This window comes from Fibrella rubiginis, from assembly GCF_017353185.1.
In the GTDB taxonomy this organism is placed as follows: Bacteria; Bacteroidota; Bacteroidia; order Cytophagales; family Spirosomataceae; genus Fibrella; species Fibrella rubiginis.
On sequence record NZ_JAFMYV010000010.1, the window covers coordinates 112,591 to 125,751 of the forward strand.

A 13,161-nucleotide genomic window follows, 5' to 3' on the forward strand; every position below is an offset into this window, starting at 1 on the left:
CCGAATGACCAGGTTACTCACCGGTAAGGATACTTTCCAGCGAGATCACGGTAAGCCCATCAATCGATAAAAAATCGGCGGTATTGTGGGTCACTACGGGCAGGTTATGAATGAGCGCAGTGGCGGCGATAATCGCATCGCCAAGTGAGCGTTTGCGCTGCTGACGGAGCCGGATAGCTAGTTGAATGACATCAGAGGTAATCGAGATAGTCTGCGTATTTGAAAAGAAATCGCTGAAATCTTCTCTGTCACCATCTGCAAGTTTATGATAACCCAGTACCTCGACCTGTGAAATAGCCGATACGCTAAAGGTGACACCTGGCTGTTTTAACCAAGCTATCAGAGAGTCATAGCCGGGTTGATTTGAATAAATAATGATATTGCTGTCCAAAATCATTCTTCCCGACCATCAAGCACCCGATCCCAACTACGTATTTCCCGCTGCCACTCGGAAGCATCGCCAAATGATGAAGCGCCGCCGCGGGCAGCCAACCGTTGCAATGCCGCGAGGGCACGCTGTTTTTTCGCCTCCTGGTCCTCATCTGCCAACGACTTTTGCTGCTCGTCTTTCGCTACCACCCGCCCGTGAACACTAGGTAGCAATTCGATCAACCGTGCTTCGTCTTCGGCTGTTTCCAAGACTATTGTTACAACGACCATAGTTGTCTTTTTTGTGAAGATAACGCTTTTGTCAGCTTGTTGATTACCCCTCTAGTGAAGCTAACCGAATGCTTACGGCGCGTTTGTGGGCTTCCAATGACTCAGCTTCAGCCATTACTTCCACTACCGGGCCAACATGTTTGATTCCTTCTTTGGTGATGTTTTGCACCGTAATTTTTTTGACGAAACTATCCAGCGACACGCCGCTGTAAGCCCGCGCAAAGCCGTTGGTGGGCAGGGTGTGGTTGGTGCCCGAGGCGTAGTCACCCGCCGATTCGGGGGTGTAGTTACCCAGGAAAATAGACCCCGCATTGGTGATCTCGTCAGCCACAGATTCGGCGTTGGCAACGCTGAGAATCAGGTGTTCGGCGGCGTATTGGTTCAGCAGATCAACCGCATCGGCGTGGGTGTCGACCAGGATGGCCTTACTGTTTTCGATGGCTTTGGCGGCCAGCTCGCGGCGGGGCAGCCGGCTCATCTGCGAATCCAAAACGAGGTTCACGGATGCCAGCAACTTCTTGCTTGTCGATACCAAAATCACCTGACTGTCGGCGCCGTGTTCGGCCTGCGAGAGCAGATCGGCAGCTACGAAAGCAGGTACGGCGGTGTCGTCGGCATACACGGCCACTTCACTTGGTCCGGCGGGCATGTCGATGGCCGTGCCTTCTTTCGATACTAGTACCTTGGCGGTAGTAACGTACTGATTACCAGGCCCAAAAATTTTGAATACTTGTGGAATAGTGTCTGTTCCGTAGGCCATTGCGGCAATAGCCTGCGCGCCGCCAATGCGGAAAACCTTGGTGACGCCCACCAGCTTGGCGGCAAAATAGATGGCCGGGTGGTTACTGGGCGAACATAACACCACCTCACGGCAACCAGCCAGCTGCGCCGGGACACCCAGCATCAGCACCGTGCTAAACAACGGAGCCGTACCGCCGGGAATGTAAATACCGACCTTGTCGATAGCCACGCTCTTGCGCCAGCAGGTCACGCCAGGCATGGTCTCGATCTTCTGAACAGGCTGTTGCTGGGCTTCGTGAAACAGCCGGATGTTCCTGTAAGCCTGCCGGATAGCGGCCTTCAGCTCATCGCTGAGTTGTGCTTCGGCGGCGTCGATTTCGTCAGGGGAAACCGCCAGACCTTTGGCCGACAAGTCTACTTTATCGAGGCGGGCGGTGAGCTCAATCAGGGCTGCGTCGCCCCGGGTACGTACCTGTTCCAGAATGGGGGTCACTATACCTTCAATCTGCGCCGATGATTGCATGGGCCGGGCTAATAATCCGTGCCAGTCAGATCGGGCGGGGAAGGGTATTATTTGCATAGATGTAGTTTGTCGTGAGTCAGTAATCGTAGGTCACAAGGGGGCCGTCCTAAAACGGCTTTCCATTAACAGCGCAAGTTGAGCATGAATCGGGCCAGGGCCAAATTCAGCACAGGCGCTGTCGTTGATCAGGCAAAGGCAGAAACTATGGGTTAGGGCCGATCACGCAAGATGCGGCTTCACAGCAGCTTCCAGTTTATGGAGTGGCTGGGCACCCGTTTGCCGCCATACCACTTTGCCGTCTTTGAATAAAATCAAGGTGGGTATGCTCTGAATCTGATACTTATCGGCAGCCGCGCGGCTGCGGTCTATATCAACTTTCACGATTTTGAGCTTATCGCCCGTACGGTCGGCAAGTTGTTTCAGCGTGGGGGCCATCGCTTTGCAGGGGCCGCACCAGTCGGCATAAAAATCAACCAATACGGGTTGACCGCTTTTGATTAGTTCGCTAAAGGGAAGTGGAGCCTTATTCATGTTCGTTGTTTCTAGTAAAACCGGTCCATCCGGGGCAACGTTCATTTTTACGGACCAGGAGTAAAGAGCTAAGAGATGAGAAGCAAGAGGTAAGAAGCAAGAGATGAGAAGTAAGAAACAAGAAGTAAGAAACAAGAAGCAGAAAAGGGTAACCTCTTATCTCTAGCTTCTTGTTTCTTACTTCTCGCTTCTTACTTCTCATCTCTTGCTTCTCATCTCTTCCTTATCCAATTCAACATTTTCTGAAAAATAAACCGACAATGTGCCAACCCTGAAACCTTTTGCGGATCATGATGGTTTACCTGTCATATACCAGCAAGAAGCCCCGGCAGTGACCTGTCGGGGCTTTTTCTATGCTGCATGTTGCGCCCTGCTTTCAACCTAACGCCCGCTGCTCACTTGCGAAGGCTTTCGGTAGCGAACCTGTCTTTTTCTTGAACGCCCGATTGAACGTAGCCTTGGAATTGAACCCACAGTTGAGGGCAATGCCCAACAGACTTAGGTGCTGATTTTGGGGCTTTTTAACCGCCTCCTTAAAGGCTTCAACGCGGTAGCTATTCACAAAATCATTGAAGTTCTGGCCCACGCCCGCGTTGATCACCTGCGAAAGCACCACCGGATTTGTTCGTAACCGCCGGGCCAGGTCAGCCAGCGACAGTTCGGGTTCCAGGTAGGGCTTCTCGATAAGCATGTCGTTCAGCAGCTTTTCATACAGGGGAACCAGCTCAACGGGTAATGCAGTACCACTATCTACCTGGCTATCAGCTAGTTTATTCAGGTAGATGGGCTCCGCTGCAACCGCTAAGACAGGTATGGTTTCGGCTACCACTACGGCTTCTGCGGGGTGAAACAGCAGGTGACGCGTGGTTTGTGGCTGGGCATAGCCTGTGATACTGGCGTAATAAATCAGCACCACCGTGGCCAGGTCGTCCCACCAGTTTTGCCAGTACGACAGGCCATACAACAAACTCAACACAGTCATCAGCAGCGATAATACCGCCGTGACCGTTAGTCCGGTCAGGAAGTTGCGAAACCACCGGAAACTGATAATCTCAGTGTCAGAAAATTGCGTCTTTATCCAGTCCCGATACGCTCTGTATAGCCCCAGGGCCCGGTAGAGGTAGTATAACTGCGAGGCTATACTGGCCACAAACAGCATGTCGCTGATGTAGTAGGGATCATGGACGGTGCGTTCCCAGTAAATGACAAAGTCATGCCCAAACGAAAAGACGACAACCCGGTAGATGGTCTCGATCAGGAAGGGGAGGGCATGGACCAAATCGGCTTTGGTGAAGCGGAAATCGGCATTTACCTGACTTTTGAGGTAGAAATAGCAGAGCGGTGGAAACAGTAATCCCAGCCCGCGGGGCAGGAATTCGAGTTGTCGCCAGAGGATTTCAACGCCACCAAACCCCAGCATATAGTCCCAGATGTTGAAGCAGCAACCTACCAGTACCCACCCCAGCAGGATGTCTGACAGCCGTTCTTCGCGCCGCCCACGTACCCAGAGTAATATGGCGTATACCCACCCCTGCACAAACCCAAATAGCAATGGTACCGAATAGATGTTGAAGTGGAAATCCATGAGGCGGCTTGTTTAGCACGGCGTAACAAGTTAGTCTGCGATGTTGAACGTCTTTCCGGCATCTTCTTTCGTCACGGTAAGAAATGGCTTACCGTTATCGAGACGCTTACCACTCATGACGATATCGACCTGCGCATTGTCGGCCAGGTAAAGTTTGGTGCCTGTCGGAAAATTCTGTCCTGAGTAACCATAAGGTCCCATCATGAAAATGTGGGTGCTGTTGCCTGTTTGGTTGGGTTCGTAAGAAATCAGCGCTACTTTTCTGGGCAGCAGGCTGTTATTGCGCAGCCTGAAGCTAACCATATTGGGGTTGACGGGCTTAACTCGTTCGGTGTACACCGTTTTGCCAGCGTCATTGGCCGTTACCGTCAGGATGTAGCTGTCGTTGGTTTCACCATCGCTGCTGAAATAAAGTTTCGTGCCTACGGGCCAGTTTTTGGGCACCGCCTCGTTGCGGTTCATCGTAAACCCATAGGCAATACCTGGACCGTAGGCCCGGAACATACAATGGCGGCCAGTGGTATTTTTCAACGAAAAAGAAACGCGCTCGGCAGAGGCAGGCAACGGTGGGGGTATCTCAGCCGGTTGGTTTGGTTGTCCCGGCTGAGCCGACGTTGATTGGGCTGGCGCATTGGTGAACAGGGCAAAACACAAGAGTATATTGGCGAGATACAACATGCAGGTTTTCATGGTCTTTGTGCGGTTGGTTTACGTTTAAATCACCGGACAAAGGTGTTTGTCAGAGTGCCACCAGTCGTCGCAAAAGAAAATTGAGACGTATCAGATTATGACGTGAGACGCAAGAAGTAAGACGCAAGAAACAAGAAGGTGTTAGTAATCTACGCTTCTTATCTTACTTCTTGCGTCTCATTTCTATCTATCAAGTGCCTGAATGCGAGCTAGGTAGGCTGTAGGGAGGAGTATACGCTGCACGGCAGATCGAAGCCGGAAGGTATTGGCGAGGCCGTAGAGCCAGAGTGTTTTAGCCAGCAGCGGGCGGGTAGGTAGGTCGAGCAGTTGCCGAACATGGTCGGGTACCAGCAGGGCCTGTGCCTGCCGGAGCAGGTTGTACCGCCAGCCGCCGAGTTCTTCTTCGTAGCGTTGAAACAGCTTGTCGGTGAAGGTGCTGCGGGCTAGATCTGTGTCGAGGTGCCGCGCCCGGTCGGGGAGCCAGTCGGCGTAATTAGTAGGAAGATCGGGTACACCCATACCGAGGCCAACCTGATAAAAGGTGTCGAAGAGTTCGCCGCGTTCGGCGTCGGTGAGGGGGCGGTGTAGCAGTGCGTAGGCCCGCTCCGAATAGTCGATGAGCATATACAGCACGTCGCGGTAGGCCCAGTCGGGAATGGCGTAACCGCGTTTGCTTTCTACCCCGGCATGGATACTAGCCATGCGCCCCACCGCCTGCCGGGCTTCTGCGTCACTCGAAAACACGATCTGCTGCGCGTACTGCACCGTCGAGAAAAGCCGCCCGATGGGGTCTGCGGGTAGTTTTCCGGTGAAAAACAGCCAGTCGACGGCCTTGTTGAGGGCAAACTCCGCCGCCGACCCCGCAAAAATCAGCAGGATGACGTCGGCATCGCCCCAAATACGGCGCACAATGGATTGATGAGGAACGAAGGGTGGCATTGGTGGGGTAGCTTCTTTGTCAAAATAACGCGCCAACTGAATGTGCTGTTACACAGTCGGGTAGTTTTACCAAAAATCTGAATAGGTCTTACCCAATGGGGATAGTCGACTGGTGTTGGTGCCCGGCCTACCGTTGCGGCATGATTGATACTAGCCAACTTCGCCATCTGCTGGCCGTCGTCGGCCTGAGCAGCTTCTTGCTAAGCTGCCGGTCCGAATCCCTCGAACGGGTTGGGGCGCTGGTGCCGCCCACGGCCGACCAGGACCCCTCCCTGCCTCAACTTACGGTGACGGTAGCGGGGCATCGGCGGGCGCTGCATCTGCAAACATTCGGCAGTCCGCAACAGCCCGTTGCTTTCGTACTGCCCGGCGGGCCGGGGGCTGATTTTCGATTATTATTGCCCCTGAAAGCGCTCAGCGACCACTATTACGTGGTGATGTGGGACCCGCGCGGCGCTGGTCTGTCTGAGCGCGTAAGCCGGGCAGAACTGACCATCGACAGCTATGTAGACGAAATCGACGCGGTTAAAAAAGCCCTGTCGCCTGGCCGTCCCGTTACGCTGATTGGCCACTCATTTGGGGCTATGATGTCGTTGCGCTACGCGGCCCGACACCCGCAACAGATTACCCAGCTGGTGCTGATCGAGCCAGGCCCCATCACGGACTCAGGCCGAAAAGCGTATAACGGTGGGAGTGTAAACTGGCTCGACGGACAGGATTTTTTCTGGCAAAATCAACTCCTGACGTCCAGCGACCACGCCACTGCCGACTACAAAGCCATCAGCCTGTTGCCCGGTGCCCTGCGCACGTTCACCTGCACGGGAGACCGGCTAAACGAACCGCTCTGGCGATTTGGGGCCTACCAGTACTACGTGCTCACCCAAACGTCGGCGGGGGCGGGCGATGATGACTGGCTGGCACAGCTGCCGCAGTTCACTGGCCCCGTACTGATTCTGGCGGGTACGTGCGGGGCGGCCCGCACCGACTTTCAGCGGCTATATAACCTGCCCGTGCTGCCTGGCGCAACGCTCGACACCATTCCGGGGGCGGGCCATATCACGCTATTTCTGAATTATAGTGGGCAAACGCTGCAACGCCTTCGTACCGCTTTACTGGCTTACCAATGACACACTACCAGTTATATCGTCTGGCAATTTGCCTCCTGCGCTGGCTTGTAGTTTTGCCAGGGCCAGTTACGGGCTATGCACAAGGCGCGTTCAGCATCGGGTCGGTAACCACCAGACACCAGCTTGGCGTGAGCGCGGGCCTCGAACCTGAATTGACCACGTCTGTAGGATACGCCTATCAGGTGATTGAGACGACCAACTCCCTGCAAATCAGATTGGGGGCGGTCCTTACCGTACCGCCCTATAGGGTCAGCACGGGGAGCGGGCGGCTTAGTGGACTCGTAGCCTTAGACTGGCACCCAACGGGGCCACAATCTGCGTCGCGGTGGGGTGGGCGGCTGGCTCTGATGCCCTATTACGCCCGTAACTGCAACGAAGCTGGTACGCTGGACGGCCTGGGGCTGGAACTCCGGCTGCTGCCATTGCACCGTGGTAAACACAGGACGGGCGGCCTCGATCTGGGCTGGCAGGGAACACTACTGACCTACATCCACCACAGTGACCTGGCAAAAGCGGCCTTCAACGAGCGGTATGTTGGAACAACTGGCCCTGATCTTGCTGGCCCGAAAGATGGCTGGTACCGAAACACGGCTCACCGTTTCAGGCTGGGTTACACGAGCGCGTGGCGACTGGGCAGCAATGCCTACTGGCAGTTGTCGGTGGGTACATTGGTGGCTCTCCAGCGGCAGGGTGTCCTGCTGAGTTTCGCGCATGGGCAGGTACCCGTTTACCTCGAGACGGCCTTCAGCCTGGGCTGGTAAGGGCTATTGACCCTGTTCCTGACCCGTGCGCAATTGGGTTCGGTACTGCGACGGAGTGAGGCCGGTGTGTTTTTTGAAGGCATTGTTGAACGCGGCTTTCGACTCAAATCCGGCGTCGAGGGCCAGCGCAAGAAGGGTTAGATGCTGATTGCGGGCATCGGCCAGCAGTTGTTTGACGGCATCGACCCGGTAGCCGTTTATGTAGTCGTAAAAGGTGACGTTCAATGTCTGATTCAACACCTGCGACAGCGCGTGAGGGGCTATGCTCAGTTTGCTGGCCAGTTGGGGCAGCGTAAGCTGACCATTGCGGTAGGGTTGCTGCTGGCGCATGAGCGTTTCCAGTTGCCCGGCATAGGCCTGGCTTTTGTCGGCTGGTAATTCCGATTTTCCGTACTTTTTGCCCGGTGGTTTTGGCAGCAGTCCGGGCACTTCAGGTACGTCGGTCAGTGTCTCGGTCGGCTCACGGAGGTTAAACAGGCCGGGATTTCGCAACTGCCGGTAGCCGATCAGGTAGACCAGTCCCGTAATGGCAAAGGTCAGCAGGTTTCCTGCCGGGTGCAGTCCCTGAACCGCATAGGTCAGGTAAAACAGACCATAGCAGAGCCCCAGGGCTATAATGAGTTGTCGTAGCCAGGCTAGTCGGAGGGTTTCGGTTACGGAATAGTATGTTTTTAAAGCGGTATCATGTTGGTTGATCAGGCTGAACACGGCTGGCAGGTAGGCTACAAAATGAACGACAGGCAACTGCCCCCACCAGTCCAGATGTGGGTGGGTATAGTGGTCTGAAACGAACGCCTGTTTCTCGGCAAACGGCTTCGCGTAGAACGGAATATGTCCCGGCAACACCAGCCAATATGGCAAACTATGAAGCCAATATACCCGCCGCCAGCGAAACGTTGGCCCAACCACGGCTTTGAGGTAACCGAACAGCAGTGGGCCAAACAGAAACGGTATGGCGGGACCAAGTCCGATCAGGTCGGGTACGTAGGCCAGCCATCGGGCGTCGTGCAGGGCCATCCAGAACAGCAGGGTACAGGCTGCGGCTACTAACAATGCCAGAAACCGGCCCGCCCAGCTTCGCTGGTTTGGGCTGCGTAGCCATACCAGCAGGAGAAATAAGCCCTGAAAGCCTCCCAACGCTTCTATATAAGTAATAGGCGGAACGGTATGCATCGGCGATCCGGCTCTGGTTGACGGCTGCATTAATGGCCCAATGCCCCCTGTAAGTTGACGCAATCAGCCCTCTGCTACCTCAACGAATAGAACGTATTTTACTACACGATTCACCATTAACCAACTGATAACTCATGTCTTTCCAAGCGTACATCGATAATATACGGGCTAAAACAGGGAAAGGCCCGGACGAGTTTGCGCAGCTTGCTCAGGAAAAAGGGCTGCTCAAACCGGGCGTTAAAGCCGGACAGATCACGGCCTGGCTAAAAGAGGAATTTGCGCTGGGCCACGGTCACGCTATGGCTATCGTCAAATATTTCAAGGACACCGGCCAGTTGTAGCCGAGAGGGTGTTGGTATGAACGTAACACAAGAAGCATCATGGCAGCAAATCAGTCAGCGCAGCTATTCGCTCAAAAGCCTGTGACGCTCAGGGCAATATGCTCGATTAGGTGTATGAACTGGATGGCGATTCGCTCACGATATGGGGCGGTCAGCAAGGGTCACCGGCCTATTACAAAGGCAAGTTCAGCGCCGACGGCAATCAATGCGTTGGTCGGTGGGTGTATCCCGGCGGCGGCTACACCTCGACCATAACGAAAGTGAGCTGAACCTGACATTCCAAGTCACGACCACACCACCGTGCAGGTACGGGGCAAATTACTGGCTAGCCAGTAATTTGCCCCGAAGCATACCCTACTTGGCCAGCACAACAAACTCGACGCGGCGGTTCTTGCGCTTGTTTTCCTCTACGTCGTTGGGGGCGGCGGGGCGGGTGCCACCATAGCCATTAGCACGCAGCCGAGTGTCCGGTATTCCCTTCGTAACCAAATAGTTAGCAATTACCTTGGCCCGTTGTTCAGACAGCAATTGATTCAGCCTACGGTCGCCCACGTTGTCGGTATGGCCTGCAATTTCGATGCGCAGGGCAGGGGTAGTCTGCAAGGTCCGGAGGAGTTTGTCCAGCTGTTCAAATGATTCGGAACGCAGGTGATAGCTGCTTTGATCGAAAAACACCTTGTCAAGTTGAATCGCCTGACCTGTCTGGAGGTTCCGAAAAACGGTGTCGGCTTTTTCCATTCGCACGGCGTAGCCATAGTTGGCGCAGGTGTCGCAGGTGACAACCATTACCTCTTCGGCTTCGGTATAGCCGGGTACGTTCACAATCACGTCGAGGGTGTCGGCGCGGGTGAGCAGGAAGGTGTAGTCGGTGCCGGGTTTGCTGGTGCCGATATAGTCTTTCTTTGCCAGGCTCGCTCTGATGGTGAATTTGGCCGACAGTTCGGCCTCCGTTTTATCATCAACGGCTTTAATAGCGAACAGCGTGTTGGTGGGCTTGCTCGATAAGGTAGTTTTCTGGGCTAAAACTATGCCGACGGTGGTTTGCCAGACAAGGAGAAGCAGGAGCAGACGCATAAGAGACTGTTTATGGGGAGAGGTATAGGTAGTCGCTCAAATTTCGGGCCGAACCGTTTTACAAAAAAATGGTCAGGCCGGGAATCAACCCAACCTGACCATGTTCAGTCACGTTACAACTAATCTTTACCGGTTCATTGAAATCAGGAATTCGTCGTTGTTGCGGGTGCCGCGCATCCGGTCGAGCAGGAAATCCATGCTTTCCATGGGGTTCATATCGGCCAGGTGCTTGCGCAGAATCCAGACACGTTGCAGCGTTTCGCGGTCCAGCAGCAGGTCTTCTTTCCGCGTACCCGATGCCATCACGTCGATAGCCGGGTACACGCGCTTGTTCGACAGCTTCCGGTCTAACTGCAATTCCATGTTACCGGTGCCTTTGAATTCTTCAAAGATTACCTCGTCCATTTTCGATCCCGTGTCAATCAGCGCCGTAGCGATGATCGTCAACGAGCCGCCGTTTTCCACGTTACGGGCCGCCCCGAAGAAGCGCTTGGGTTTGTGCAGGGCGTTGGCATCCACACCACCCGACAGAATTTTGCCCGACGAGGGTACCACCGTGTTATAGGCACGGGCCAAACGGGTGATCGAATCGAGCAGAATCACCACATCATGACCACATTCCACCATCCGCTTGGCTTTTTCTAGCACCATGCTCGCCACCTTCACGTGCCGGTCGGCCTGTTCGTCGAAGGTCGATGAGATGACTTCGGCGTTCACGCTGCGGGCCATGTCCGTTACCTCTTCCGGGCGTTCGTCGATGAGCAGGATGATCAGATACACCTCCGGGTGATTTTTGGTCACGGCATTGGCTATCTCCTTCAGCAGCACCGTTTTACCCGTTTTGGGCTGGGCTACAATCATACCACGCTGTCCTTTGCCGATGGGCGCAAACAGGTCGAGTACGCGGGTCGAAAACTGGTCGGGGCGGGTGCTGAGCTTGAGTTGCTCTTCGGGGAAAAGGGGCGTGAGGTACTCAAACGGAATCCGGTCGCGGATCTCTTCGGTCGTCTTGCCGTTGACGGTATGCACTTTCAGCAGGGCAAAATACTTCTCGCCCTCTTTGGGTGGCCGGATCGAGCCGTTGATGGTGTCGCCCGTTTTCAACCCAAAGAGTTTGATCTGCGACGGCGACACGTAAATATCATCGGGGCTGGCGAGGTAATTATAATCGGCAGAGCGCATGAAGCCGTAGCCCCCGTCTGACATGATTTCCAGTACACCCTCATTGTCGATAATTCCGTCGAACTCCTTAACATGCTGATTGTACTGGCGACGAATACGCTGCCCATATTCAATTTGTTCGCGCGTAGGCTGGTGCCGGGCTTCACCCTCAGCATCGGGGTTTTCAACTTCACCCGCCTGCTCAGGAGCCGTGGGGGCCACGTCGGCTTCGCCGCCGCGGGTCATCATCCCCGGTGTTTCGTCACTTACCACGGTTGGCGTAACGAACTCTTCCTCCGGCTCTGTATTGAAATTAGTGGCCGACTCGTCGCGGACAAAGCGGCGGTCGTTTTGGTTGCCCATGCCCTGGTTAGGCCGGGGCGACTGTTGCGGATTCTGCGACCGGTAGTTTTCGCGCAGTTCACGGCGGGTTTGCCCCTGTGCATCGTTGCGCGGATTGTCGCCACGGGGTATATCATTCCGGTTGCCACCGTCGCGGGGAGCGCCGTCATTCCGATTTGGCTGCCGGTTCATGGGTGCATTACCAAACCGATCTGGCCGACCGTTCGGGTCGTTGCGCATACCACCCTGCCGTGGTTCTCCCTGCCGGTTGTCGCGCGGGTTACCATAGCCGTTGTTATCGCGGGGGCGGTCGGGCATCCGGCCGTTGCCGTTGTCTATCCGGTTGCCCCGGTTGTCGGCGTTGCGGTCAACAGAACTGCCGTTTCGGTCGGTGCGGTAGGCGTCGTTTCGGTTTTGGCGGTTGTTGGCGTCGCGCATGCCACCGTCGCGGGGCACATCATTACGTTGGCCTCCATCTCGCTGATTGGGCTGGCGGGGTCCACCCTCGCGGGCGGTGCTGCTGTCTGACCGGGTAGGACGGTTGTCCATCCGCTGACGGGGTTCCCGGTCGCGTTGCTGATCACCACCATCGCCATCAGAAACAGCGGGCTGGTCTGCTGGAGGCGAAACAGCCTGTTCCTGCGTCGCGGGCGCTGTTTCAGCAGCGGGTGCCTGCTCGTTAGCTGAGTCTGCCGGTAGGGCAACGTCGGTAGGGCGTTTAGCCCGCTGACGAGGGCGAACTGCCGTTTCGGGGGTGTCGGAGGCTGGCAAAACAGCCATATCGGTAGGAGCAGTTATTGGTTCAGCAACAGCTGCTGGAGTATCGGGGGTGGCTTTTCGGGCGCGGGTGGGCCGTTTAGGAGCCTCGTCGGCTACGGACACCGTAGCGGCTTCGCCCGGTTCGGGGCGGCGTGATTGTTCGTCGAGCAATTTATAAACAAGATCTTTTTTAGTGTATTTGGTAGCGTTAGTTACGCCAAAGTCTTTGGCAAGACCGTGAAGCTCTGGCAAGAGCTTATGATTCAACTCGTCAATGGTATACATACGTAAGGGTTAGCGCAGGGAGCAAGCTAAAGCCAGGATAAACAGGTAGCAATAGATTAGTGTAATACGACAACTGGCGGGGCCAGTGGGCGGGTGGTAAGCCCGGAGGTGGTCAACAACAGCGTGTTTGAGGGAGTGGTCTACAGACCGGGGCCGGTGCGGTTGCAACGGCCGGATAATCGGTAACGAAAGTGATCGATTGCGGATCGTGCGGCAGGCTAAGAAAAAGCGGTTATTAAACTACCCCGCCTGCCGGGTCAACGATTGACAAATGTAGTACAATCCAATTAATTATCTATGTAACGCTGTTTTGGCAAAAATGTTTCAAGATGATTTCGGATGGGGGATTGCGGATTTCGGATTGTTACCGACACACCAGCCTGCTTTAACGTGAGCTGACCGCACAGGCGACCTGGCGTAAGCAACAATCCGAAATCCGCAATCCCCCATCCGAAATCCCTACACGACA

The 13,161-nt window shown here is 55.1% G+C and carries 14 protein-coding genes; 4 read left to right on the top strand and 10 right to left on the bottom strand.

What is annotated here, in order from left to right; translation table 11 throughout:
* Window positions 1–13: 13 nt before the first annotated feature.
* The 7 genes from J2I47_RS18850 to J2I47_RS18880 all read right to left on the bottom strand — a co-directional run bounded on the left by J2I47_RS18850 (window position 14) and on the right by J2I47_RS18880 (window position 5,669).
* Window positions 14–391, bottom strand: a complete 378-nt coding sequence (locus tag J2I47_RS18850) for a type II toxin-antitoxin system VapC family toxin (RefSeq protein ID WP_207366152.1) — start codon at window positions 389–391, stop codon at window positions 14–16.
* A gap of 2 nt (window positions 392–393) precedes the next feature.
* On the bottom strand, window positions 394–639 hold the full coding sequence (locus J2I47_RS18855; protein WP_207366153.1) for a hypothetical protein: 246 nt from the start codon (window positions 637–639) through the stop codon (window positions 394–396).
* 64 nt (window positions 640–703) lie between these two features.
* On the bottom strand, window positions 704–1,981 hold the full coding sequence (gene hisD / locus J2I47_RS18860; RefSeq protein WP_207366154.1) for a histidinol dehydrogenase: 1,278 nt from the start codon (window positions 1,979–1,981) through the stop codon (window positions 704–706).
* A 162-nt stretch (window positions 1,982–2,143) separates the two neighbouring features.
* The gene (gene trxA, locus J2I47_RS18865) at window positions 2,144–2,455 is read right to left on the bottom strand and encodes a thioredoxin (protein WP_207366155.1); all 312 of its coding nucleotides are present in this window, start codon (window positions 2,453–2,455) and stop codon (window positions 2,144–2,146) included.
* Window positions 2,456–2,831: 376 nt separating this feature from the next.
* On the bottom strand, window positions 2,832–4,040 hold the full coding sequence (locus J2I47_RS18870) for a helix-turn-helix domain-containing protein (protein ID WP_207366156.1): 1,209 nt from the start codon (window positions 4,038–4,040) through the stop codon (window positions 2,832–2,834).
* Between the two features lie 30 nt (window positions 4,041–4,070).
* On the bottom strand, window positions 4,071–4,730 hold the full coding sequence (locus J2I47_RS18875; protein WP_207366157.1) for a hypothetical protein: 660 nt from the start codon (window positions 4,728–4,730) through the stop codon (window positions 4,071–4,073).
* Between the two features lie 183 nt (window positions 4,731–4,913).
* Window positions 4,914–5,669, bottom strand: coding sequence for an oxygenase MpaB family protein (locus J2I47_RS18880; protein ID WP_207366158.1), 756 nt, complete (start codon window positions 5,667–5,669; stop codon window positions 4,914–4,916).
* Window positions 5,670–5,809: 140 nt separating this feature from the next.
* Between J2I47_RS18880 and J2I47_RS18885 the strand changes: the two genes are divergently transcribed.
* Entirely contained in the window at window positions 5,810–6,796 is a 987-nt protein-coding gene (locus J2I47_RS18885) for an alpha/beta fold hydrolase (RefSeq protein ID WP_207366159.1), read from the top strand.
* A complete protein-coding gene (locus J2I47_RS18890) occupies window positions 6,793–7,557 on the top strand; it encodes a hypothetical protein (protein ID WP_207366160.1) in 765 nt (254 codons plus the stop codon). Before J2I47_RS18885 ends, J2I47_RS18890 begins: the two co-directional genes overlap by 4 nt.
* A gap of 3 nt (window positions 7,558–7,560) precedes the next feature.
* Here the strand turns inward: J2I47_RS18890 and J2I47_RS18895 are convergent, their stop codons facing one another.
* Entirely contained in the window at window positions 7,561–8,730 is a 1,170-nt protein-coding gene (locus J2I47_RS18895; protein ID WP_207366161.1) for a helix-turn-helix domain-containing protein, read from the bottom strand.
* Between the two features lie 134 nt (window positions 8,731–8,864).
* On the opposite strand from J2I47_RS18895, the gene J2I47_RS18900 reads away from it, so the two are divergent.
* Both J2I47_RS18900 and J2I47_RS18905 read left to right on the top strand, forming a co-directional pair.
* Complete coding sequence (locus J2I47_RS18900) at window positions 8,865–9,071, top strand: DUF4287 domain-containing protein (RefSeq protein WP_207366162.1); 207 nt, start codon at window positions 8,865–8,867, stop codon at window positions 9,069–9,071.
* A 110-nt stretch (window positions 9,072–9,181) separates the two neighbouring features.
* Window positions 9,182–9,340 carry a hypothetical protein gene (locus J2I47_RS18905; protein ID WP_207366163.1) on the top strand — a complete coding sequence of 53 codons (159 nt, stop codon included), beginning with the start codon at window positions 9,182–9,184 and terminating at the stop codon, window positions 9,338–9,340.
* An 85-nt stretch (window positions 9,341–9,425) separates the two neighbouring features.
* On the opposite strand, the gene J2I47_RS18910 is transcribed toward J2I47_RS18905, so the two are convergent.
* Window positions 9,426–10,145: an OmpA family protein gene (locus J2I47_RS18910; RefSeq protein WP_207366164.1), complete on the bottom strand. Its 720-nt coding sequence runs from the start codon at window positions 10,143–10,145 to the stop codon at window positions 9,426–9,428.
* 126 nt (window positions 10,146–10,271) lie between these two features.
* On the bottom strand, window positions 10,272–12,692 hold the full coding sequence (rho, locus tag J2I47_RS18915; RefSeq protein ID WP_207366165.1) for a transcription termination factor Rho: 2,421 nt from the start codon (window positions 12,690–12,692) through the stop codon (window positions 10,272–10,274).
* Window positions 12,693–13,161 lie beyond the last annotated feature (469 nt).